The sequence below is a fragment of the Mesorhizobium sp. M0060 genome (assembly GCF_040323155.1).
Lineage (GTDB): Bacteria > Pseudomonadota > Alphaproteobacteria > Rhizobiales > Rhizobiaceae > Mesorhizobium.
Window position 1 is genome coordinate 264,301 of the sequence record NZ_JAMYUP010000004.1, and the last position, 20,706, is coordinate 285,006.

The 20,706-nt window shown below is 61.6% G+C and carries 23 protein-coding genes; 4 read left to right on the top strand and 19 right to left on the bottom strand.

The annotated features are described in order from the left end of the window. Positions 1 to 2 precede the first annotated feature (2 nt). The 10 genes from NKJ94_RS06815 to NKJ94_RS06860 form a co-directional block, all read right to left on the bottom strand. Complete coding sequence (locus NKJ94_RS06815; RefSeq protein WP_352523799.1) at positions 3 to 641, bottom strand: SGNH/GDSL hydrolase family protein; 639 nt, start codon at positions 639 to 641, stop codon at positions 3 to 5. Then, positions 638 to 1,057, bottom strand: coding sequence for a hypothetical protein (locus tag NKJ94_RS06820; RefSeq protein WP_352523800.1), 420 nt, complete (start codon positions 1,055 to 1,057; stop codon positions 638 to 640). Before NKJ94_RS06820 ends, NKJ94_RS06815 begins: the two co-directional genes overlap by 4 nt. 18 nt (positions 1,058 to 1,075) lie before the next feature. Next, positions 1,076 to 2,482: a pyruvate dehydrogenase complex dihydrolipoamide acetyltransferase gene (locus tag NKJ94_RS06825; RefSeq protein ID WP_352523802.1), complete on the bottom strand. Its 1,407-nt coding sequence runs from the start codon at positions 2,480 to 2,482 to the stop codon at positions 1,076 to 1,078. A gap of 18 nt (positions 2,483 to 2,500) precedes the next feature. Beyond that, positions 2,501 to 3,886 carry a pyruvate dehydrogenase complex E1 component subunit beta gene (locus NKJ94_RS06830; RefSeq protein ID WP_352523803.1) on the bottom strand — a complete coding sequence of 462 codons (1,386 nt, stop codon included), beginning with the start codon at positions 3,884 to 3,886 and terminating at the stop codon, positions 2,501 to 2,503. 15 nt (positions 3,887 to 3,901) lie between these two features. Beyond that, a complete protein-coding gene (gene pdhA, locus NKJ94_RS06835; protein ID WP_352523804.1) occupies positions 3,902 to 4,942 on the bottom strand; it encodes a pyruvate dehydrogenase (acetyl-transferring) E1 component subunit alpha in 1,041 nt (346 codons plus the stop codon). 171 nt (positions 4,943 to 5,113) lie between these two features. Continuing rightward, entirely contained in the window at positions 5,114 to 5,434 is a 321-nt protein-coding gene (locus NKJ94_RS06840) for an FtsB family cell division protein (protein WP_352523806.1), read from the bottom strand. A 135-nt stretch (positions 5,435 to 5,569) separates the two neighbouring features. Beyond that, positions 5,570 to 6,844 carry a phosphopyruvate hydratase gene (gene eno / locus NKJ94_RS06845; protein WP_352523807.1) on the bottom strand — a complete coding sequence of 425 codons (1,275 nt, stop codon included), beginning with the start codon at positions 6,842 to 6,844 and terminating at the stop codon, positions 5,570 to 5,572. Positions 6,845 to 7,232: 388 nt separating this feature from the next. Next, a complete protein-coding gene (locus NKJ94_RS06850; RefSeq protein WP_023717559.1) occupies positions 7,233 to 7,598 on the bottom strand; it encodes a PRC-barrel domain-containing protein in 366 nt (121 codons plus the stop codon). Positions 7,599 to 7,728: 130 nt separating this feature from the next. Further along, positions 7,729 to 8,580 carry a 3-deoxy-8-phosphooctulonate synthase gene (gene kdsA / locus NKJ94_RS06855; protein ID WP_352523808.1) on the bottom strand — a complete coding sequence of 284 codons (852 nt, stop codon included), beginning with the start codon at positions 8,578 to 8,580 and terminating at the stop codon, positions 7,729 to 7,731. After that, positions 8,577 to 9,461, bottom strand: coding sequence for a VOC family protein (locus tag NKJ94_RS06860; protein ID WP_352523810.1), 885 nt, complete (start codon positions 9,459 to 9,461; stop codon positions 8,577 to 8,579). The genes kdsA and NKJ94_RS06860 overlap by 4 nt, the downstream gene beginning before the upstream one ends. Before the next feature lie 127 nt (positions 9,462 to 9,588). On the opposite strand from NKJ94_RS06860, the gene NKJ94_RS06865 reads away from it, so the two are divergent. Next, on the top strand, positions 9,589 to 9,714 hold the full coding sequence (locus NKJ94_RS06865) for a hypothetical protein (RefSeq protein WP_352523811.1): 126 nt from the start codon (positions 9,589 to 9,591) through the stop codon (positions 9,712 to 9,714). Between the two features lie 52 nt (positions 9,715 to 9,766). On the opposite strand, the gene NKJ94_RS06870 is transcribed toward NKJ94_RS06865, so the two are convergent. Both NKJ94_RS06870 and NKJ94_RS06875 read right to left on the bottom strand, forming a co-directional pair. Beyond that, the gene (locus NKJ94_RS06870; RefSeq protein ID WP_352523812.1) at positions 9,767 to 10,054 is read right to left on the bottom strand and encodes a Dabb family protein; all 288 of its coding nucleotides are present in this window, start codon (positions 10,052 to 10,054) and stop codon (positions 9,767 to 9,769) included. Positions 10,055 to 10,156: 102 nt separating this feature from the next. Further along, a complete protein-coding gene (locus NKJ94_RS06875) occupies positions 10,157 to 10,291 on the bottom strand; it encodes a hypothetical protein (protein WP_352523813.1) in 135 nt (44 codons plus the stop codon). Between the two features lie 199 nt (positions 10,292 to 10,490). Here NKJ94_RS06875 and NKJ94_RS06880 point away from each other — a divergent pair, with 199 nt between their 5' ends. Then, positions 10,491 to 11,480, top strand: coding sequence for a glycerophosphodiester phosphodiesterase family protein (locus NKJ94_RS06880; protein WP_352523815.1), 990 nt, complete (start codon positions 10,491 to 10,493; stop codon positions 11,478 to 11,480). Positions 11,481 to 11,536: 56 nt separating this feature from the next. Here NKJ94_RS06880 and NKJ94_RS06885 read toward each other — a convergent pair whose 3' ends face one another. Together NKJ94_RS06885 and NKJ94_RS06890 are read right to left on the bottom strand one after the other, a co-directional pair. Continuing rightward, positions 11,537 to 13,516, bottom strand: a complete 1,980-nt coding sequence (locus NKJ94_RS06885; RefSeq protein WP_352523817.1) for a bifunctional 2',3'-cyclic-nucleotide 2'-phosphodiesterase/3'-nucleotidase — start codon at positions 13,514 to 13,516, stop codon at positions 11,537 to 11,539. A 151-nt stretch (positions 13,517 to 13,667) separates the two neighbouring features. Beyond that, a complete protein-coding gene (locus NKJ94_RS06890) occupies positions 13,668 to 14,933 on the bottom strand; it encodes an NAD(P)/FAD-dependent oxidoreductase (protein WP_352523818.1) in 1,266 nt (421 codons plus the stop codon). Positions 14,934 to 15,113: 180 nt separating this feature from the next. Here NKJ94_RS06890 and NKJ94_RS06895 point away from each other — a divergent pair, with 180 nt between their 5' ends. Then, complete coding sequence (locus NKJ94_RS06895) at positions 15,114 to 15,770, top strand: 5-formyltetrahydrofolate cyclo-ligase (protein ID WP_352523819.1); 657 nt, start codon at positions 15,114 to 15,116, stop codon at positions 15,768 to 15,770. Here NKJ94_RS06895 and NKJ94_RS06900 read toward each other — a convergent pair. Continuing rightward, a complete protein-coding gene (locus tag NKJ94_RS06900; protein ID WP_023675099.1) occupies positions 15,767 to 16,240 on the bottom strand; it encodes an Lrp/AsnC family transcriptional regulator in 474 nt (157 codons plus the stop codon). The two genes, NKJ94_RS06895 and NKJ94_RS06900, sit on opposite strands and share 4 nt — an antisense overlap. 155 nt (positions 16,241 to 16,395) lie before the next feature. On the opposite strand from NKJ94_RS06900, the gene ald reads away from it, so the two are divergent. Further along, complete coding sequence (gene ald / locus NKJ94_RS06905; protein WP_352523821.1) at positions 16,396 to 17,511, top strand: alanine dehydrogenase; 1,116 nt, start codon at positions 16,396 to 16,398, stop codon at positions 17,509 to 17,511. Between the two features lie 251 nt (positions 17,512 to 17,762). Here ald and NKJ94_RS06910 read toward each other — a convergent pair whose 3' ends face one another. The 4 genes from NKJ94_RS06910 to sseA all read right to left on the bottom strand — a co-directional run bounded on the left by NKJ94_RS06910 (position 17,763) and on the right by sseA (position 20,682). Next, positions 17,763 to 18,230 (bottom strand): DUF1203 domain-containing protein, encoded by a 468-nt coding sequence (locus NKJ94_RS06910; protein ID WP_352523823.1) that lies wholly within the window; start codon positions 18,228 to 18,230, stop codon positions 17,763 to 17,765. 78 nt (positions 18,231 to 18,308) lie between these two features. Further along, the gene (dapB, locus tag NKJ94_RS06915) at positions 18,309 to 19,115 is read right to left on the bottom strand and encodes a 4-hydroxy-tetrahydrodipicolinate reductase (RefSeq protein WP_352523824.1); all 807 of its coding nucleotides are present in this window, start codon (positions 19,113 to 19,115) and stop codon (positions 18,309 to 18,311) included. A gap of 146 nt (positions 19,116 to 19,261) precedes the next feature. Next, positions 19,262 to 19,825, bottom strand: coding sequence for a GNAT family N-acetyltransferase (locus NKJ94_RS06920; RefSeq protein WP_352523826.1), 564 nt, complete (start codon positions 19,823 to 19,825; stop codon positions 19,262 to 19,264). Continuing rightward, a complete protein-coding gene (gene sseA / locus NKJ94_RS06925; RefSeq protein WP_352523827.1) occupies positions 19,825 to 20,682 on the bottom strand; it encodes a 3-mercaptopyruvate sulfurtransferase in 858 nt (285 codons plus the stop codon). Before sseA ends, NKJ94_RS06920 begins: the two co-directional genes overlap by 1 nt. Between the last annotated feature and the right edge of the window lie 24 nt (positions 20,683 to 20,706).

Here is a 20,706-nt window from a genome sequence, read left to right on the forward strand (position 1 = left end):
CTTCACAATTCCAGCATGACGCGCACGAGCGGCGCCAGCGCTTGCCCGATGTTCCGCGTGTTTTCCGCGTCGAGGTGGACGCCGTCGAGCGGCGTCGTTTCGGCCACCGTGCCCGCATCGAAGAAGCCGCAGCCGGCCTCGTCGGCAAGGGCGGAATATTGCGGCGCCAGCCGCTTTGACGCGTCATCGCCGCCGGCGAACATTTCCTTGAACTCGGCGTTTTCCGTGCGGCTGACTATGGGCGGCGCGACGATCAGGATCTGCGGCGCCGGCCAATCGAACGGGTAATCGTGACCGCGCACGATATCGATCAGGCGTTGCATGCCTTGCTTGGCCGCGACCGGAATGCCGTGGATCCACGGTTTCATGTCGTTGGCGCCGAGCATGATGACGATCAGGTCGATCGGTGCATGCGTCGTCAGGATCGTCGGCAACAGCCTTGCGCCATTGCGGTCCGCCCCGGCCAAATGATCGTCGAAGGCGGTGGTTCGGCCATTCAGGCCTTCGGCGATGACCTCGACGCCGCTGCCCAGTTCTGCCTGCAGCACGCTCGGCCAGCGATCCGTCAGCCGATGACGGCCGAGGCTTGCCGCGTCATAGCCCCAGGTCAGCGAATCGCCGTAGCAGAGGACCGTCTTCATGTGCCTGCCCCGCCGAAACCTGGTTGGGAGCGCCCCAATAGCCAGCGCACGAAAAGCCACTGGACCAGCACCGTAGCGATGCCCGGCAGGACGAGACTGGCGACAATGGGAAGATCGCCCGACCACTGGCGCTTGCCCGGCGGCTGGGAGAAAGTCCAGCCGATCAGGCCAACCCCGACGAGCAGAAAAAATCCAACCGCGACAAACATCGTCAGATTTATTGCCTTTTGCGGGTTCGGCATAAACTGCGCGATGAAAAACACGGCTGTCAGGATGACGGTTACTAATACCGACGTCATGAAAACGAGGATGTATTCTTCCTGAGCGTCGGTAATGACCGCCAATTGCTGCGCCACCAATCCGCCGGCCAAACCGGAAAGGAAGAAGGCAAAAAGGCTGGTGAAGAATTTCCGCACCGCCCCGTTTCCCTTCTCTTAAACCAGCATGCCCATCGGATTTTCGATCATGCGCTTGAAGGCGACGAGCAGTTCGGCGCCGAGCGCACCGTCGACGGCGCGGTGATCGGTCGACAGCGTCACCGACATGATAGTCGCGATCTTGATCTCGCCGTTCTTGACCACCGCGCGCTGCTCGCCGGCGCCGACCGCCAGGATCGTCGCATGCGGCGGGTTGATGACGGCAGAAAAATCCTTGATGCCGAACATGCCGAGATTGGACACTGCCGTGGTGCCGCCCTGGTATTCTTCCGGCTTCAGCTTGCGGCTGCGGGCACGGCCGGCAAGGTCCTTCATCTCATTGGAAATGACCGACAGCGTCTTTTCGTCGGCACGCCGGATGATCGGCGTGATCAAACCGCCGGGGATCGACACGGCAACGCCGACATCGGCATGCTTGTGCTTGACCATGGCGTTTTCGGTCCACGAGGCATTGGCATCCGGCACCGCCATCAGTGCCATGGCAAGAGCCTTGATCACCATGTCGTTGACCGATAGCTTGTAGGCCGGCGTTTCGCCCTTCTCGGTTTTCTTCACCGGGGCTGCCGTGTTGATCTGCGTGCGCAGCGCCAGAAGCGCATCGAGTTCGCAGTCGAGCGTTAGATAGAAATGCGGGATGGTGGTCTTGGCCTCGACCAGCCGCCGCGCGATTGTCTTGCGCATATTGTCATGCGGGACAAGCTCGTAGGAGCCTTCGGCGAACAGTTTGAGCACCTGCTCGTCGGACATCGGCCTTGGCGCGGCAGCCGGAGCCGGGGCGCCCGCAGGGGCCGCTTTTGCTGCCGGCGCCGTCTTGCCACCGCCGGAAATCGCGGCATCCACGTCGGCCTTGACGACGCGGCCATGCGGGCCGGAGCCGGTCACCGCCGCTACGTCGACACCGGCCTCCTTGGCGATGCGGCGGGCAAGCGGCGAAGCGAAGGTGCGGCCGTCCGATTGGCTGATCTCCCCCCCTATGGGGGAGATGGCCGGCAGGCCAGAGGGGGGCGCCTCGCTCCGTGCGGCTGGCGGGACAGCGCCCCCCTCTGTCGACTTCGTCGACGTCTCCCCCACGGGTGGGGAGATTGGCGCCTTATCCTGCTTGGCCTCGGCCTTTGCCGATGCAGTACCGTCACCAGCCTTCGCGGCAGCGCTCACATCCTCGCCTTCGGCCGCAAGCACCGCAATCAGCGCATTGACCTTGACGCCCTCAGTGCCGGCCGGAACCACCAGCTTGGCGACCGTGCCTTCGTCGACAGCTTCGACTTCCATCGTTGCCTTGTCGGTCTCGATCTCGGCGATCACGTCGCCCGGCGAGACCTTGTCGCCCTCGTTGACCAGCCACTTGGAAAGATTGCCCTCTTCCATCGTGGGCGACAGGGCTGGCATGGTGATGTTGATCGGCATTTTGTCCTCCCGCCCTGCTCAGCGATACGTGACGGCTTTGACCGCCTCGACGACCTCGCCGACATTGGGCAGCGCCAGCTTTTCGAGGTTCGCCGCATAAGGCATCGGCACGTCCTTACCGGCAATGGTGATGACCGGTGCGTCGAGGAAATCGAAGGCGCGCTGCGAGACCTGGTTGGCGATATGGTCGCCGACCGAGTTCTGCGGAAAGCCTTCCTCGACCACCACCAGGCGATTGGTCTTTTTGACCGAGGCGATGATCGTGTCGAAGTCGAGGGGGCGGATGGTGCGCAAGTCGATGATCTCGGCATCGATGCCCATGCCGCGCAACTCCGCCTCCGCCTTGATCGCGTAGGTCATGCCGATGCCGAACGAGACGATGGTGACGTCCTTGCCGGATTTGTGAATGCGCGCCTTGCCGATCGGCAACACGAAATCGTCCATCTTCGGCACGTCGAAGGAGTGGCCGTAAAGGATTTCGTTCTCGAGGAAAATGACCGGGTTCGGATCGCGGATCGCCGCCTTCAGCAGGCCCTTGGCGTCGGCGGCGGTATAAGGCATCACCACCTTCAGGCCGGGAATATGGCTGTACCAGGCGGCATAGCATTGCGAATGCTGCGCGGCGACGCGGGCAGCCGCGCCGTTCGGGCCGCGAAAGACGATCGGAGCGCCCATCTGGCCGCCGGACATATAGAGCGTCTTGGCGGCTGAATTGATGATTTGGTCGATCGCCTGCATGGCGAAGTTGAAGGTCATGAATTCGACGATCGGCTTCAGGCCGGCCATCGCCGCGCCAACACCAACGCCGGCAAAGCCGTGCTCGGTGATCGGCGTGTCGACCACGCGCCTCGGACCGAATTCCTGCAGCAGGCCTTGCGTGATCTTGTAGGCGCCCTGGTACTCGGCGACTTCCTCGCCCATGACGAAGACGTCGCCGTCGCGGCGCATTTCCTCGGCCATGGCATCACGCAACGCCTCACGCACCGTGGTCGAGACCATTTCAGTGCCAGCCGGGATGTCCGGATCGGCGGCAATTTCCAGCTTGGGCGCGGCGGCAACAGGTGCTGCAACTTCGCTCTTGGCCGCGGCAGGCGCCGGCTCTGCTATTTCAGCCTTGGCAGGCTCCTCGCCGATGCCTTCGCGTGCCTCGTCGATGTCTTCGCCATCGACGGCCAGCACAGCGATCACGCTGTTGACCTTGACACCTTCCGTGCCGGCAGGAACCACGATCTTGGCAAGCGTGCCTTCATCGACGGCTTCGACTTCCATCGTCGCCTTGTCGGTCTCGATCTCGGCGATAGCGTCACCGGCGGCGACCTTGTCACCTTCTTTCTTCAACCATTTGGAAACACTACCCTCTTCCATGGTCGGCGAGAGGGCGGGCATGAGAATTTCGATCGGCATGTCCTTGCCCTCTCGTTAAAGTACGATATCGGTCCAGAGCTCGGACGGATCCGGCTCCGCGTCGTTCTGGGCAAATTCTGCGGCGTCGGCGACAACGTCGCGGACCTCCTTGTCGATCGCCTTGAGCTCGTCCTCGCTCGCCCATTTCTTATCGAGCAGCCGCGCTTTGACCTGTTCGATCGGGTCACGTTCGGAGCGCATTTTCTGTACTTCTTCCTTGGAGCGGTATTTTGCCGGATCCGACATCGAATGGCCGCGGTAGCGATAGGTCTGCATTTCGAGAATGAGCGGCCCGTTGCCGGCGCGGCACCATTCGGTGGCGAGGTCGCCGGCTGCCTTTACGGCGCGCACATCCATGCCGTCGACCTGGATGCCTGGAATCTTGAAGGAGGCGCCGCGATGCGAAAAATCCGTCTCGGCCGACGAGCGCGAGACCGAGGTGCCCATGGCGTAGCGGTTGTTCTCGATGATGTAGACCACCGGAAGCTTCCACAGCGAGGCCATATTGAAGCTTTCGTAGACTTGGCCCTGATTCGCAGCGCCATCGCCGAAATAAGTCAGCGTCACATTGTTGTTGCCGCGATAGCGATTGGCGAAGGCAATGCCGGTGCCGAGCGACACTTGCGCGCCGACGATGCCGTGGCCGCCGTAGAAATGCTTCTCCTTGGAGAACATGTGCATGGAGCCGCCCTTGCCTCTGGACAGGCCGCTACGGCGCCCGGTCAGTTCGGCCATGACGCCGCGCGGCGACAACTCCATGGCCAGCATGTGGCCATGGTCGCGATAGGCGGTGATCATCTGGTCGCCATCGATCAGCGCCATCTTCATGCCGGTAACGACCGCTTCCTGGCCGATGTAGAGATGGCAGAAACCGCCGATGAAGCCCATGCCGTAAAGCTGACCGGCCTTTTCCTCGAAGCGGCGGATGAGCAGCATGTGCCGGTAGGCGGCAAGCTCCTGGTCTTTAGTGAATTCAACAGGCTTTGGGGTGGAAAGGCCCGGCGTTTTGCCGTCGGATTTGGATTTGGCAGGCGCTTTTCTGGCGGCGGTGGCCATGCATCACTCCCTGTTGGCGTCTCTTGGCGGACAGCGAGGGAGATCAGTTCTCCCACCGATTTGAGGCAGGCTAACATGCAGGGAAGGCTTTCGCCATGCCGAAAACGCATGGCTGTCATGCATCTAAGCGATTAAAATCATTGCAAATATCGCCGATTAACTGAAATCAAGTTACCTTGCGGCCGGCAGCATGATGGTGATCTCGTCGGCATGGGACAGATTAAGCGCTTTGCGCGCCTGCTCGTCCAGCATGTCCTTCTCGAGCGTGCCCTCGTGCATCAGCTGGACGCGGCGCTCCAGGTCGATCCGGCGTGCCTTGACGGCATCGAGCCTGCCCTGCAATTCGACAGTCTCGGCTTCGAGCCGATACTTGGAATAAATGCCGAACTCGCCATGATAGGCATGGAAGCCGAAATAGGTCAGGAACACCACGCAGAGCGAGGGGATGATAAGCCGGCCGGTATTTCTTTGCTTGTGCTGGCGTGTCCACATGGTCCGAATCCTCTATGGTACCTTTCTCGCCCGATTGTGCTTAATGGACGGTTACGGACTGTTGGATTCGGAGCCCTGAAAGCAAAAGGGCGGGAATGTCCCCCGTCCTCGCCGTCCCGGATTTTCTCTCGAAAATCAGCTTTTCACGATCGACTTGCCGGCATATCGCGCCTGCTTGCCCAGCTCCTCTTCGATGCGGATGAGCTGGTTGTACTTGGCCATGCGGTCCGAGCGTGACAGCGAGCCCGTCTTGATCTGCCCGCAATTGGTGGCAACGGCGAGGTCGGCGATGGTCGAATCCTCGGTCTCGCCCGAGCGGTGCGACATCACCGCCGTGTAGCCGGCCTTGTGCGCGGTCTCGACGGCGTCGAGCGTTTCGGTAAGCGAGCCGATCTGGTTGACCTTGACCAGGATCGAATTGGCGACACCCATGCGGATGCCGTCGTGCAACCGCGCCGTGTTGGTGACGAACAGATCATCGCCAACCAGCTGCGTTTGCTTGCCGATGAGATCGGTCAGCATTTTCCAGCCGTCCCAGTCATCCTCGGCCAGCCCGTCCTCGATGGTGATGATCGGGTAGTCGGCGGCGAGCTTAGCCAGATATTTGGCTTGCGCCTTCGGGTCGCGGGCCTTCTTCTCGCCTTCATAGACGTAGTTGCCGTCCTTGAAGAACTCGGTCGCCGCGCAGTCGAGTCCGAGTGCGACCTCCTCGCCTGGCTTGAAGCCGGCCTTCTCGATCGATTCCATGATGAAGTCGAGCGCGGCCGGCGCGCTTTTCAGGTTGGGAGCAAAGCCGCCCTCGTCGCCGACATTGGTGTTGTGGCCAGCATCCTTCAGCTTCTTTCGCAGCGTATGAAAGATCTCCGAGCCCCAGCGCACGCCGTCGCGCAGCGTCGGCGCGCCGATCGGCAGGATCATGAATTCCTGGAAATCGATCGGGTTGTCGGCATGCGCGCCGCCGTTGATGATGTTCATCATCGGCACCGGAAGCACATGCGCCTTGGTGCCGCCAACATAACGGTAGAGCGGCAGGCCGGCCGCTTCCGCCGCAGCCTTGGCCACCGCCAGCGACACACCGAGAATGGCATTGGCGCCGAGCCGGCTCTTGTTGGGCGTACCATCGAGCTCGATCATGGTCTGGTCGATATGGATCTGATTCTCGGCCTCCATGCCGCCGATCGCTTCGAACAGCTCGCCGTTCACTGCCTCGACCGCCCTGAGCACGCCCTTGCCGAGATAGCGGGGGCCGCCATCGCGCAGTTCGACCGCCTCATGCGCGCCGGTCGAGGCGCCGGACGGCACCGCGGCGCGGCCCATAGAACCGTCTTCGAGTACGACGTCGACCTCGACGGTCGGATTTCCGCGGCTGTCCAGGATTTCACGCCCGACAATGTCGATGATGGCCGTCATTGCGATGTCCCCGATTGATCGATTGAAGCGTCGCGCACCTCTTAGCCAAAGCGCTGCAAAACGCAATCGGGGCACTTGCAAATATTGCCCGCGCGCTACGGGATTCACGAAGCACAAAGCGCTGTTATCATTTGTCATGCGCGGCATGCCGGTTCCTGGTTTATGGCTATTGTCGCGCGGGGCGAAACAGGAGGAGTTTCGCCATGTCCCAGTTGAGCGGTATTGTGAGTTTGTTCCTGATTGCGGCTGCGTTCCTGACGTCGTGCGACAATCAGCAACCCCCGCAGGGATCGTCGCCTTTGCCGGCCCTGCAAATTGCGCAGTAGCATCCTGCCACATCGAAAGGCCCCCGATTTCGCGGGGGCCTTTTTGATTCCAGGCGACTTGGTCAGTGCCAGTAAGGCTCGACCTTGTAGTAGTTGTATGAGGCGTCACGCGCGGCCTCGCCGTCGGCGCCGGTCAGTTCGTTGATCGAATAGGAAGGAGCGGCCATCAGCTGGTCCTTGGTGAACGGCACGACATAGCCGCCCCTGTTCTCGTCATAATCGAGGCTCGCCCACGGAATGGCGTGGTATTTCTCGCCAATGCCGAGAAAACCGCCAAAACCGATCACGGCAAACATGATTCCGTTCGATAATTTGTCGAGCATGACGTCCTCGATGTCGCCGATATGAGTGCCTTCCGTGTTGTAGACCGATGTGCCGATAACCCGCGAAGCGGCAATGGCTTCGGTGTGTCCTGTCTGGGTCGTCATGGTGTGCTCCTCATCGTCGTTGACATTAGATTTTGACAATGAGGGCCGCGGTCTAAGGTTCCAGGCGGGTTCGAAATTCTTCAAAGTTTTCTTGGCGACGCTACTGTGGCGCTAGACCGCAACTGCTGGTTCAACCCGCGCTCTTGGCGATGCGATCGAACGCCATCAGCCGTTCGAGTAATGCTGGAAGATCCCTCAGCGGCACCATGTTGGGGCCGTCGGAAGGCGCGTTGTCGGGGTCCTGGTGCGTCTCGATGAAGACACCGGCGACGCCAACCGCGACAGCCGCCCGCGCTAGCGTCTCGACAAAGCGCCGGTCGCCTCCAGACGAACCGCCCTGCCCGCCCGGCTGCTGCACGGAATGGGTGGCATCGAAAATGACCGGCGCGCCGATCTCGGCCATGATCGGCAGCGCCCGCATGTCGGACACCAGCGTGTTGTAACCAAACGATGCGCCGCGCTCGGTCACCAAGACATTGGCGTTGCCGGAGCCGGTGATCTTGGCGACGACGTTCTTCATGTCCCACGGCGCGAGGAATTGGCCCTTTTTTACATTGACCACCTTGCCTGTTCTTGCCGCGGCAATGAGCAAATCGGTCTGCCGGCTGAGGAACGCAGGAATCTGCAGAATGTCGATATGCGGCGCGACGATCGCGCACTGTTCCTCGGTGTGGACGTCGGTCAGGATCGGCAGCGAAAAATTCTTGCGCAAATCGTCGAAGATCGGCATTGCCGCTTCAAGTCCCGCACCGCGCGTGCCGCCAAGCGAGGTGCGATTGGCCTTGTCGTAGCTGGTCTTGTAGACAAGCCCAATTCCGAGCCTTTCGGTCAATTCCTTCAGCGCGCCAGCCATGTCGAAAGCGTGCTGCCGCGATTCCAGCTGGCACGGACCGGCGATCAACGATAGGGGCGCGCTGTTGCCGAAGATAACTTTGCCGATCGCAACGGAAGAATTTGGCATCAGAGGATTGAGCTTGTTCATGCGATCTCCCGGAAAATGAAGGCTGCGCCCTGCCCTGACGCCGGCGGCACGATGATATCACCGCCGCGTATGTCGTGTTCGACGGAATTGGCTGCAAGCAGCTTTGCGACGGTGTCGCCGTGCTTAACCGAAAAGACGATCCCAGCAAAGCGGAGTTCAGACGGCGCGCCGGCAGGAATGCCGAAGCGTGCCGCAAAGGCTGCAGGATCCAGAACGGTCACAGCGGTATTCGGCAGCTTATAGACAGTGCCGCTCTGCGCCTCGATCCCGGCTGCGATCGAAATCACATGGCCCTGTTCGGAAGGTTCGCCGCTGACTGCCACGACTTCGACAGTGCCCGTTGCGCCGTTGGTGTGGGACTGCAACGCGGAGCGGTCGACCTTCGGCGCATTGATCCGCTCGCAGGCGAAGAGAAAAGCGTCCGTTGTCCTGCCTGGAGCCGCGAAGGCCAGCTTGAACGATGCGGTGTCGCTCTTTCCTGTCGCATCGGCGAAGGCGCGCGAAAAGCTGAGCGTGTCTCCCGCCGACAGGCCGGCTTCGATGAAGCGCGCGTGGTCCGCGGCGGCGCTTTCGGTGCCCAGCACCACGGCAGAAAATCCTTCATCGCCGTTTCTTTCGCGATAGGTGCGATCCCGCGCGACAAAAACATTGCGGTTCCCGATCGCCGTTGCCACGGCCTGTCGGTCGGCAACCGCGAGCGGCTCGAGATAGGTACCGTCGGTGAGGAAGACACAGCAGTTTTCCGTTCCGAAGGGATGGATACCCGTCGGCGCGACGGTAAAGCCGAGCAAGGTCAAGCGCGCCCGCGCAACATCGAGGCTCGCGGTCGGCAGCACAAGGTGATCGAGCGGAAGAGGGCTTGCGGGCGTGTTCTCGGTCATGTCCCGCGCGGTGTGCCTCATTCCTGAAAATGGTTCAAGGGCTTACCCGGCGCCTCGGCGGCGATCGCAGTGCCCGGCCGGCGAGGAGCCGACTTGCCGCCGTCAAAAATCATCCTAGCTCATTGCCATGGGAAGAGACCTTTTCATCGCCCTGGCCGTTATTGCGATGGCAATCATCGTCGTGCTGATCTGGAACGCGCCAAAGCGGCCGGGCGTCGATCCGACCGAGACCTCCGCGGCTCAGACGGAATGAATCCGGCTGCGGCGCGAACCCGTTCCGCAACGTGAAATCTGCCTTGGGCCTATCAACTTGCCACGATATCGGCGGAATAACGCAATTCGCGCAGCGGTTTTACCCGGCTGGTCGTCTCTGCATAGAGCGGATGCGCCTTGTAGGAGGCGAGCGCTGCTTCGTTCTCGAACTCGGCGTAGACGACCACATCGATTTCATCCGAAAGCGGGTCGACCTTGGTGTTGAGCATCACCTCGAAATGGCGCGAGTGGGGTATCTTGCCGAGCGCCAGCAGACCCGTACGCACTGCTTCGACGTCCACTTTACGCCGCGCGCTGAAGAAAACGATATGCCGGATCAACCCAGCCTCCTGGACCGTTGGACCGGCGTCCTTTTGTGTCAGCTGGAGCGTGCCGTCAATCGGCAGGATGTCGCGTCGGCGACCCGTGGCGAAGAAGAGAAACTACACCATGCTGGTTACATATTGCACGACGCGGGTTACCTCCCTGACGGTCCTGTCGAGGTAACGGCCTTGGTTGTAAATGCCGTCCCAGATCAGGAAGAAAGTGACGGCCGTGATAACGATAACATAACGCATGGCTAAAACTATCGCATATGGCCGGTTGCAACCATAGCGATTCCAGCGCTGCCGGGACCCTCCCCTGAAATTTTTTGCGTGGTTAAATCTGCTTTGCCGCGATGCGTGCTTGGGCCGATCGCTTTAAAAAGCTCGCGGCCGTCAAAAAACCCGATCGTGACCCAGGATCGGGCTTTTACGGGTCAATCGGAATCACATTATGCGCAAACGGAAAATCTTCCTCGTTGCAATTCTTGTCGCTGCGGGCGGCATCTGGCTCAACAATACCTCGCTGCTGTCAAGCCGGCCGGCCGGTACCCCTTCGGTACTTGCCCATCGCGGCTTGGCTCAGGATTTCGACCGCACGAATCTCGGACCGGAAACATGCACGGCCGATCGCATGCTGCCGCCGCGCCATTCCTTCCTCGAAAACACGATACCCTCGATGGAGGCCGCCTTCGCACTCGGCGCGGACGCGCTCGAACCCGATGTCCATCCCACCACGGACGGCAAGTTCGCTGTCTTCCACGACTGGAAGCTGGATTGTCGCGCCGACGGCAAGGGAGAAACGCGCAGCCATGCAATGTCCGAATTGAGGAAGCTCGATGTCGGCTATGGCTACACGGCGGACGGCGGCAGGACCTTTCCGTTTCGCGGCAAGGGAATCGGCATGATGCCGTCGCTGAACGAAGTCTTGCAACGCTTCCCGAACCGGCGCTTCAACATCAACATCAAAAGCAACGATCCCAAGGAAGGCGAAATGCTGGCCGGCTGGCTCGCCACATTGACGCCGGCCGAGCGCGCCGATCTGGCCGTCTACGGCGGGGACAGACCTATAGAAGCCGTGAAGGCAGCGTTGCCGGACATGCATACGCTGAGCCGCGCATCCCTGACGCGCTGCATTCTTCGCTATGCTGCGCTCGGCTGGAGCGGCTACGTTCCGGATGCCTGCCGCCAAGGCACCTTGCTCGTTCCTGTCAATGTCGCAAACTGGATGTGGGGCTGGCCCGACCGTTTTCTCGACCGTATGGACAGCGTCGGCAGCCGCGTCTACCTGCTCGGTCCCTATTTCGGTGGCGACTTTTCGCAAGGCCTCGACGATCCCGCCTCGATCGACCAACTGCCGGACGATTATTCCGGTGGGATTTCGACGGACGCGCTGGATCTGGTCATGCCTGCCGTCAAGCGGCGTTTCGCACCACCTGCTTGAGGACGGGACAGAACGTTTACGCCGGAGTAGCTCGAGCCGACGCTCAAATCCTCGCTTCAAAGAGTGATGCGGTATTTGGAAAACCCCGCTTCGCCCTCGCCCGCCGGCTCGATCTTCAGCGACGTCACCTGCGCAATAAATTCCTTCGCCTTGGCGCCGGTCTCGAACACGACGCTGCTTCCCGGCAGCGGTGCAAACGACCAGTTGGCGTCCGCCGACGGGTTGATGGTGCCTTTGCTGATGATATAGCGCACGATCACGTCGCGGTTGGTGTCGGGCGCTTCGTAGATGACCTTCGAGGCATTGATCTCCGGGAAGTTGCCGCCGCCGCCGGCGCGATAGTTGTTGGTGGCGACGACGAATTTCTGTGCCGGATCAATCAGTTTTCGGTCGAACATCAACTCGATGATGCGGTTCGAGCCGGCATTCGCCAGCCCGCCCTTGGGATCATATTTCGGCGGCTGCGACAGGTCGATCCTGTAGGTGACGCCATCGATCACGTCGAAATTATAGGACGGGAAATCGGTGTTGATGAGCGCCTGGTCGGCTTTGCCCGGCTCGATCCGGTTGAAGATGCCGGCCGACATTTCCAGCCATTCCTTCACCTCAGCCCCGGTAATTTCGACGGCGCGCACCGTATTTGGATAGAGATAGAGGTCGGCGACGTTCTTGATGGCGATATCGCCCACCGGCACGTCAGTATAATAATCGGCGCCGTTGCGCCCGCCCGCCTTGAACGGTGCCGCCGCCGAAAGCAGCGGCAAATCCTTCCACTCGGTGTTCTTTAGGATGTCCTTCAAGTACCAGGTCTGCGCCTGGCTGACGATCTGTACCGACGAATCGTCGGCGACCAGCGCAAAATAGGAATAGAGCGGCGCCGAGGTTTTGCCGACCGGCCGGCGCACATAGGCAAGCGTCGCCTCGTGATCCAGCTTGAGCGCGTCGACGATGCGCTGGTCGTCCGCGACCGTCGGTTTGTTCGCCTTGTCGACCCGTTCAAAGATAGGCCTTGCCTCAGAGGTCGCCGAGACGATTTTCCATGTCGATCCGTCGCGCTCCAGCAACAGATCGATCAGCCCCATATGCGAACCCCAGAAGCCAGCCATGACGGCGGGCTTGCCTTGCAACGTGCCTTTTGCCGCATCGACGGCCTCCAGCGACTGAAAGTCCTTCTTGCCAGGGAAGACGAGATGCTGGTGACCGGTGAACACCGCATCGATGCCTTCGATACCGGCGACGAAGAAGGAGGCATTCTCCATCATGTCGCCCTGCTTCACGTCGATGCCGGAATGGGAGAGCGCAATGACGATATCGGCGCCTTCTTCCTTCATCTGCGGCACCCACGCCTTGGCCGACTCGACGATGTCGCGCGTCTTGACGTTGCCCTCGAGATTTTTCAGATCCCAGACCATGATCTGCGGCGGCACGAAGCCGATGATGCCTATCCTGATCGGCTGCTCGGCGCCCGACCCGTCTTTGATCTTCCTATCGAGGATGACGTAGGGTTTGAGATAGAGCTTGTCGTCGCGCGGGTTCGCGGCAAGTTCCGTGCCGCGGATCAAATTCGCGCAGACGAAGGGGAAATTGGCACCGGCCAGCACCTTGTCCATGAACGACAGGCCGTAGTTGAACTCGTGGTTGCCGAGCGTCGAGCATTCGTAGCCAAGCAGGTTCATACCCTTCATGACCGGATGAAGGTCGCCGTCCTTCATGCCTTTCTCATAGGCGATGTAGTCGCCCATCGGGTTGCCTTGCAGAAGGTCGCCATTGTCGATCAGCATCGCATTGGTGGCTTCTTTGCGCACCGCTTCAATCAATGATGCCGTTCGTGACAGCCCCATCGTGTCGTTAGGTTTGTCGGCGTAGTAATCGTAAGGCAGCACGTTCACGTGGATGTCGGTCGTCTCCATGATCCTCAGATGCGCCTGGTTGACTTGAGCCCGGGCGGAGAACGGGTGAAACATGATCAGCGCTCCGCCGGCGGCGGCGGCGGCGAGGAAATCGCGGCGTGAGACGAGGTGGCGCAATTGGGACATTCGTTTCTCTTTCTTCCACGGCGTGGCAAGTCCTGCCCGAAGCAAAGCTTCGCGCCGAAATTCCCTCAAGTCCATTAGGAAGTCCGGTCCAACAGCAAGTCCAGTCGATCAGGAAAAGGTGACCGGCGGATGAACATCCGCCACCGAAAAATCAGCCCTTGTCGTCGTCGCCCTGCGTGATCAGCCGGGCGCTGCGCTGACCGGTGAAGTAGATCCATAGCCAGCTCAGAGAAACCGCAAGCCGGTTACGAAAGCCGATCAGGAAGTAAATATGCGCGAAGCCCCACAGCCACCAGGCAGGTCGGCCGGTGAGCTTGATCCAGCCAAAATCAATGGCCGCGGCGCGCTTGCCGATCGTCGCCAGGTCGCCGTCATGCCTGTAGCGGAACGGACGCGGTGTCGCGTCGCCGGCGAGCCTGGCCTTGATCGTCGCGGCGACATGCCGTCCCTGCTGTTTGGCAGCGGGCGCGACGCCCGGCACCAACCGGCCATCCGGCCGCAGGACGTGCGCTGCGTCACCGAGGACAAAAATCTCCGGGTCTCCCGGTACAGTGAGGTCGGGCTCGACAAGCACCCTGCCCGCGCGGTCCGCTGCCGCGCCGAGCCACTCGGCGGCCGGCGAAGCGGCGACGCCTGCCGCCCAAAGGATTGTCCTGGCCGGCAAGTGGGTGTCGCCGAAGACGACACCCTCGGCATCGCAGCGCGTAACCGCCCGGCCGAGTTCGACCGTCACGCCGAGCCGTTCGAGCGCCTTCATTGCATAATCGGAGAGTTCCGGCGCGAAATTGGCAAGAACGCGGTCGCCGGCCTCGATCAGCACCACGCGCGTCTCGCGCGTGTCGATGTTGCGGAACTCGCCGCGCAGCGTCTCATGCGCCAGTTCGGCAATGGTGCCGGCCAGTTCCACGCCAGTCGGCCCGCCGCCGACGATCGCGAGTGTCAGCAGTGCCTGGCGCTTGGCGGGATCGGTTTCCCGCTCGGCCTGCTCGAAAGCCAAAAGAATACGCCGTCGAATGGTGGTGGCGTCCTCCAGCGTCTTCAGGCCCGGCGCGAACGGCTCCCATTCGTCATGGCCGAAATAGGCGTGCCGTGCACCGGTGGCCAGCAGCAGCGTGTCGTAGGCGACCGCGCCGCCATCCCGCAGCAGCACGCGCTTGCCGGTGCGGTCGATGCCGGTCACGGTGGCGAGCAGCGTCGTCACGTCCTTGCGTTTGCGCAGAAGATGGCGGATCGGCCAGGCCACTTCGGAGGTGGCCAGCGCCGTCGTCGCCACCTGGTAGAGCAGCGGCTGAAACAAATGGTGGTTACGCCTATCGATCATGGTGATGCGCACCGGCGCGCCGGCAAGCGCGCGGGTAAATTCGAGGCCGCCGAAACCGGCGCCAACGACGACGACGTGATGGTTGGCTGTGTTCATCTCACTCATCCCTCTCGCCAAAACTGATGTAAGCATCGTTGTGCAGTGCAGCAATGCCTGTGCTGCAACTGCCTGGGACTCGTCGCTTGATGTCGTGAATACGCATGCTGCAGACTCATTCCCAGATATAGCTTACGTCCCAGATATGGCTTGATTGGAACAGTATATTGCAGGTGAAGCATGGCTAGGTATGACGATGAAGGCTCTGCGCAGTACGCCTCGCCGCCTTGTTTTATGCACGAGCTCGATCCGGAGTTCCAAGCGCCGCTCTCCGACTGGACCGACGTAAAGCGCTGGCGCAAGGCCGAGCGCGAGCGGTTGATCGCATCCCGCCTTGCAGTTTCCGCCGACGTGCGCACGGCCATGTCGCAGCGCATTGCCGAAAGTCTCGACGCGGTGATCGGCGACATCGCCGGCCGCATGGTCAGCCTCTACTGGCCGTTTCGCGGCGAGCCGGACCTGCGCCCGTGGATGGAAACCGTTAACGCGCGGGGCGGCCGCACGGCGTTGCCCGTCGTCGTCGAGAAAGACCGGCCGCTTGTCTTTCGCGCCTATATTCACGGAGACCGGCTGGAGAAGGGCGTCTGGAATATCCCGATACCGGCCGAGGGCGATCCGGTGCTGCCCGACATCGTCATTTCGCCGATCGTCGGCATCGATCCCGGACAGTTTCGCCTCGGCTATGGCGGCGGCTTCTTCGATCGCACGCTTGCCGCGATGCCGTTCAAGCCGCTGGTCATCGGCGTCGGCTACGAGTTGCAGCGCATCGTCACCATCTACCCGCAGCCGCACGATATTCAGATGGACCGTGTGGTGACCGAGGCATTCAAAGCCTAGGCGAGTTCAGGCTTCATTCCCACGGCTGTGCGATCGACGATTTCGCGCAAGGCAAAAGACGAATTGATCTTCGTCACATGCGGCATTGCCGAAAGCCACTCCTTGTGGATGCGTTCGTAGTCGACGAGATCCTTCGCCGCGATGCGCAGGATGTAGTCATATTCGCCCGACATCAGATGGCAGGACAGCACGTTCGGGCAGCGCTTTATCGCCGCTTCGAAATCCGACAACGTCTTCTCGAACTGCCCGGACAGCGATATATGCACGATCGCCGTCATCTGGTGCCCAAGTGCAGCATTGGACAGCCGGGCATGATAGCCGCGGATGGTTCCGGATTTCTCCAGATTGTCCAGCCGCCGCGAACAGGCCGACTGCGACAGGCCGACCTTCTCGGCAAGGGCTGCGTTCGGTATCCGCCCATCTTTCTGCAACGTCTCGAGAATGGCGATATCGATCCTGTCGAGCGGCATTTTTGCGGGTTCCTGCGATAATTCTACTGTTTCGCGCAACGATTATCGAACAGCGGCCTCTCAGGCAAGCGCATTCGCAAACACTTACCGAACGATTCGTGGTTCACTATCCCTAGACAGGGAACGAGCCCAAAGGGCCGGATCAGGAGAAAAAGATGCGCGTCGGTTGCCCCCGGGAAATCAAGAATCACGAATACCGCGTCGGGCTGACGCCGGGCTCGGTCCGCGAATATGTCGCTCATGGCCATGAAGTGCTGGTCGAGACCGGGGCTGGCGCCGGCATCGGCTCCGACGACAATGCGTACCGCGCCGCCGGCGCCACGATCGCCAAGACAGCCGCCGACGTGTTCGCCAAGTCCGACATGATCGTCAAGGTCAAGGAGCCGCAGCCCAACGAATGGGTTCAGCTCCGCGACGGCCAGATCCTCTACACCTATCTCCATCTCGCGCCGGATCCCGAGCAGACCAAGGGCCTGCTGGCCTCCGGCGTGACTGCCATGGCCTACGAGACCGTCACCGACGAGCGCGGCGGCCTTCCGCTCTTGGCACCGATGTCGGAAGTTGCCGGTCGCTTGTCGATCCAGGCGGGCGCCACCGCGCTGCAGAAGGCCAATGGCGGTCGCGGTGTCCTGCTCGGCGGCGTGCCCGGCGTGCTGCCCGGCAAGGTGACTGTGCTCGGCGGCGGCGTCGTCGGCCTGCATGCCGCCCGGATGGCGGCAGGGCTTGGCGCGGACGTCACCATCATCGACCGCTCCATCCCGCGCCTGCGTCAGCTCGACGACATCTTTGGCGGCCGCGTCCACACCCGATACTCGACCGTCGAGGCGCTGGAGGAAGAATGTTTTTCGGCTGACATCGTCGTCGGCGCCGTACTGATCCCTGGCGCGGCCGCGCCGAAGCTGGTGACGCGCGAAATGCTGTCGGGCATGAAGAAAGGCGCCGTGCTGGTCGACGTCGCCATCGACCAGGGCGGCTGCTTCGAAACCTCGCACGCCACAACCCATGCCGAACCGACCTATGAGGTCGACGGCGTCATTCATTATTGCGTCGCCAACATGCCGGGTGCGGTGCCAGTCACCTCTGCCCATGCGCTCAACAATGCGACGCTGCATTATGGCCTGCAGCTCGCCGACAAGGGCCTCAAGGCACTGATCGACGACCACCATCTGCGCAACGGCCTGAACGTCCACAAGGGGAAGATTACTAACCGCGCGGTGGCCGAAGCGCTCGGCTACGAGCTGGTCGAGCCAAAGGCGGTTCTCGCGGCCTGAGCTGTCCGAACCTGCTTCTCCAGCGGAGCTGCCCGTCGGTCTATCCGACGGGCTTTTCTTTGTGAAAAACTGAAAAGCGTCGGACGCGCGGAATAACCGGATAACAAAAAAGCGGAGCCAAAGCCCCGCTTCCTCGGTTGTCGAGATTTCCCGCCGGTTCATCCGCGGTCGGCAAATCGATCGACGATCCCTCTCTACCGCAAGAATGCGACGGGAGTACGACAACCCTAAGCCGGTGCAGCTTGTCCGGTTTACGCGCGGTCGATCCGGCACTGATAGCAATTGTTGCGCGCCGAGCGGATGTGGACATAAGCGATGTCGTCGCGCTCGAACAAGGTCTCTGCCCGTGTCGCGATAACGTCGGTCGGGATGACACCGCCGCTGCCGTAGACAATGCGGTCGTCCTTGCCATAGCCGCGCACGATATAATCGCTGCTTTCGAGCATCTTGGGAAGCACTTCGACCTCGGCGGCGCGTTCGCATTCTTCCGAATGCAGGAAGATCGGCCCGGTTTCAGCATAAGGCTGCAGCTCAGGAAAAGGCCGATAGGCCAGAACAAGATAGTCTTCTCCCGCAGCAACGTTCTTCAGGCAGTGACGGCAAGGCACTCCGTCGCCGTCCGAAACCTTCCGCTCTGGTGTCAGGCCATAAGCGTCCGGTCCGCCGCGCTGAAGTGCGCGGACCGCATCGGTCGGCAAGGCTTTGAATTTCACGGTCATGGCGAAATCTCCGGTTCTCGTTGACCGGAAATTATGCTCCCAAGGCAAAGCTTCCCACCCGATTCCTGCCGGAACGGATCAGTCCATCAGCGCGTCGAGACCACGCACCAGGCCTTTGACCTCCTGTACCCGCCGGATGGCGAGCAGCGTGCCGGCCACGTACGGCGCGGCCGACGAGCCGGCATCGTGGCGGATGGTCAGCCGCTCGTCGGGCAGGCCGAACAGTGCCTCGCAGGACAGGATGTAGGACGGCAGCCGAAGCGCATGCACCTGCACCCCCTCGCCCGCGCCAACCGCCGCACCACGTGTTCCCGGCACGCCGGAGACTTCGGAGACCGGCTTTGCCGTCGAAGCCTTGCGGATGTCGGCCAGCGCTTCTGCAAGCTCTCGTGCGGTGCCGGAGGGCGCGTCGGGCTTCTTTGCGCTGGCATAATCGATGACCTCGACATCCGGCACGTATTTTGCCGCCATAAGTGCAAACCGCTTCATCAGCGTGGCGGTGATGGAAAAGTTACCGGCGGCAACGACGCCGACGCCGTTGGCGCGCGCCGCGGCGTCGATGTCGGCATAGTCGGCCGCACCCAGTCCCGAGGTGCCGATCACCGCGTGCCGTCCCTTGTCGATGGCGAGCAGCACGTGATCTTTAACCACATGCGGCTTGGTGTAGTCGACCAGCACATCAGACGGGGCTCGCAGCGCTTCCGCCAACGAAGCCGAAACGGTCACGCCAGTGGCCGGCATGCCAACCAGCAGGCCGGAATCCTGCCCCGCGCCGCTACGCGACACAGCGCCCACCAGCGCCATGTCGTTTTGCGCGACGATCGCCGGGACCAGCGCCTTGCCGACCCAGCCGGTCGCACCGGCCATCACCACGCGTATTGCCATCGTTCGATCCTCCATCATCATCGGCTTTTAAACGACAGCGATATGGAAAGAGCCCGGCTCATTCAAGCCGGACCCGCCTTTGAGTGTTGATCCAGCCCCTGGGACGTGGCAACGACAAGCTGAAGCCTGGATGAACGGGCCTGAGATCAGGGCCGCATGACGCTGGCGGCACGCTCGGCAAAAGGCATCGGATGCACGACCTCCTTCTTTTGCGCCACCGGCGCAAAACCGAGCTTTTGATAAAGCGGCAGTGCTGCCGGGTGATCCAGGGTGCAGGTCTGCACCGTCACCCGCTTCGGCCCGTGCGACCAGGCGGCCGCGATTGCTGCGCCGAGGAACCAGCGGCCGATCCCTTGCCCGGTCGCGTGCTCCATCATGCCAAAATAAGCGAGCTCCACTTCTTCCGGCAGATGCGGCTTGAGATCGAAGAAGCCGGCGGGCGCTCCGTCGAGATAAAGCACCCTGATGTCGCGGTCCTCGCGGTGGATGCCCGCCGCAAGCTCCTCATCATTCAGCCTCAGCACATTGACCCAGTGCCATTTACGGCCGACCCGATCCATCAAATAGCGGTAGAAATGCAGCGGAATGTCTTTGGTCTTGAGCAGCGCGATCTGGCGGTTGTACGGCAGCGGCGGCGAATAGGCAGGCGGCACATGCATTTCGAGAAACGTCACGGTGACGTCGATGTCTTCCAGTGCTCCGTTTTCCATCACCGTCGGTCCTTGCCTGTCACGACGGGCGTGTCGGAAAGCCCGCCCCATTCGGTCCATGAACCGTCGTAAAGCCTGTTGTCGGCATGGCCAAGCGTCTCCAAGGCTAGCGTGATGGCTGCCGCGGTGACGCCCGACCCGCAGGAGGTGACGACCGGCTTCGACAGGTCGATGCCGGCCTCCTCGATCACTTTGCGCAGCCTGTCCTTAGGCAACAATTCGCCGTTTTCCGAAAGCGCCGAAAACGGCACATTGTGCGCGCCCGGCATATGACCGGAGCGGATGCCAGGGCGCGGCTCCGGCTCGGTGCCGGCAAAACGGCCAGGCGAGCGGGCATCCGCGATCTGGCTCTCCCCTGTCTCGACGATCCGGCGCATATCGGCAAGGCTGGCGACGCGGGCGGTGTCTAAGTTGGCATAAAACACGCAAGGCGCGATCTTCGTGGGCTCCGCCGTAACCGGCCGTCCGGCTGCTTTCCAACGATCGAAGCCGCCGTCGAGTATGTAGACCTGGAACACGCCCATGACGCGAAACAGCCACCAGGCACGCGGCGCCGAAAAGAACCCCGGCCCATCATAGACGACGATAGTGTCGTCGGCCGAAATGCCCATCGCGCCGACATATTGGGCGAAATGCTGCGGCGATGGCAACGTGTGCGGTAGAGCCGCATCAGGGTCCGAAACCGCATCTTGGTCGAGGAAGCGGGCGCCTGGAATATGCGCGGCGTCATACTCGGCGCGTGCGTCGCGCTTTTGCGCCGGCAGATACCAGGACGCATCAACGATCGTCAGACCAGGCTCGCCGAGACGCGTCTGCAGCCAATCAGCATCGATGGTAAAGGGACTGTCGTCGGCCATTTTTTCTCTCCTGCCCGCCTGTCG

Excerpts from the sequence above, each read along its gene's own strand:
- NKJ94_RS06900 (WP_023675099.1), bottom strand. The coding sequence starts at position 16,240 with ATGCCGCTCGACAGGATCGATATCGCCATTCTCGAGACGTTGCAGAAA.
- NKJ94_RS06815 (WP_352523799.1), bottom strand. The coding sequence starts at position 641 with ATGAAGACGGTCCTCTGCTACGGCGATTCGCTGACCTGGGGCTATGAC.
- NKJ94_RS06865 (WP_352523811.1), top strand. The coding sequence starts at position 9,589 with ATGGGAAGAGACCTTTTCATCGCCCTGGCCGTTATTGCGATGGCAATC.
- NKJ94_RS06910 (WP_352523823.1), bottom strand. The coding sequence starts at position 18,230 with ATGACCGTGAAATTCAAAGCCTTGCCGACCGATGCGGTCCGCGCACTT.
- NKJ94_RS06920 (WP_352523826.1), bottom strand. The coding sequence starts at position 19,825 with ATGGAAAACGGAGCACTGGAAGACATCGACGTCACCGTGACGTTTCTC.
- NKJ94_RS06850 (WP_023717559.1), bottom strand. The coding sequence starts at position 7,598 with ATGACGACCCAGACAGGACACACCGAAGCCATTGCCGCTTCGCGGGTT.
- NKJ94_RS06895 (WP_352523819.1), top strand. The coding sequence starts at position 15,114 with ATGGCTAGGTATGACGATGAAGGCTCTGCGCAGTACGCCTCGCCGCCT.
- ald (WP_352523821.1), top strand. The coding sequence starts at position 16,396 with ATGCGCGTCGGTTGCCCCCGGGAAATCAAGAATCACGAATACCGCGTC.
- pdhA (WP_352523804.1), bottom strand. The coding sequence starts at position 4,942 with ATGGCCACCGCCGCCAGAAAAGCGCCTGCCAAATCCAAATCCGACGGC.
- NKJ94_RS06885 (WP_352523817.1), bottom strand. The coding sequence starts at position 13,516 with ATGTCCCAATTGCGCCACCTCGTCTCACGCCGCGATTTCCTCGCCGCC.
- dapB (WP_352523824.1), bottom strand. The coding sequence starts at position 19,115 with ATGGCAATACGCGTGGTGATGGCCGGTGCGACCGGCTGGGTCGGCAAG.
- NKJ94_RS06860 (WP_352523810.1), bottom strand. The coding sequence starts at position 9,461 with ATGACCGAGAACACGCCCGCAAGCCCTCTTCCGCTCGATCACCTTGTG.
- NKJ94_RS06880 (WP_352523815.1), top strand. The coding sequence starts at position 10,491 with ATGCGCAAACGGAAAATCTTCCTCGTTGCAATTCTTGTCGCTGCGGGC.
- eno (WP_352523807.1), bottom strand. The coding sequence starts at position 6,844 with ATGACGGCCATCATCGACATTGTCGGGCGTGAAATCCTGGACAGCCGC.
- kdsA (WP_352523808.1), bottom strand. The coding sequence starts at position 8,580 with ATGAACAAGCTCAATCCTCTGATGCCAAATTCTTCCGTTGCGATCGGC.
- NKJ94_RS06825 (WP_352523802.1), bottom strand. The coding sequence starts at position 2,482 with ATGCCGATCAACATCACCATGCCAGCCCTGTCGCCCACGATGGAAGAG.
- NKJ94_RS06840 (WP_352523806.1), bottom strand. The coding sequence starts at position 5,434 with ATGTGGACACGCCAGCACAAGCAAAGAAATACCGGCCGGCTTATCATC.
- NKJ94_RS06830 (WP_352523803.1), bottom strand. The coding sequence starts at position 3,886 with ATGCCGATCGAAATTCTCATGCCCGCCCTCTCGCCGACCATGGAAGAG.
- NKJ94_RS06890 (WP_352523818.1), bottom strand. The coding sequence starts at position 14,933 with ATGAACACAGCCAACCATCACGTCGTCGTCGTTGGCGCCGGTTTCGGC.
- NKJ94_RS06875 (WP_352523813.1), bottom strand. The coding sequence starts at position 10,291 with ATGCGTTATGTTATCGTTATCACGGCCGTCACTTTCTTCCTGATCTGG.
- sseA (WP_352523827.1), bottom strand. The coding sequence starts at position 20,682 with ATGGCCGACGACAGTCCCTTTACCATCGATGCTGATTGGCTGCAGACG.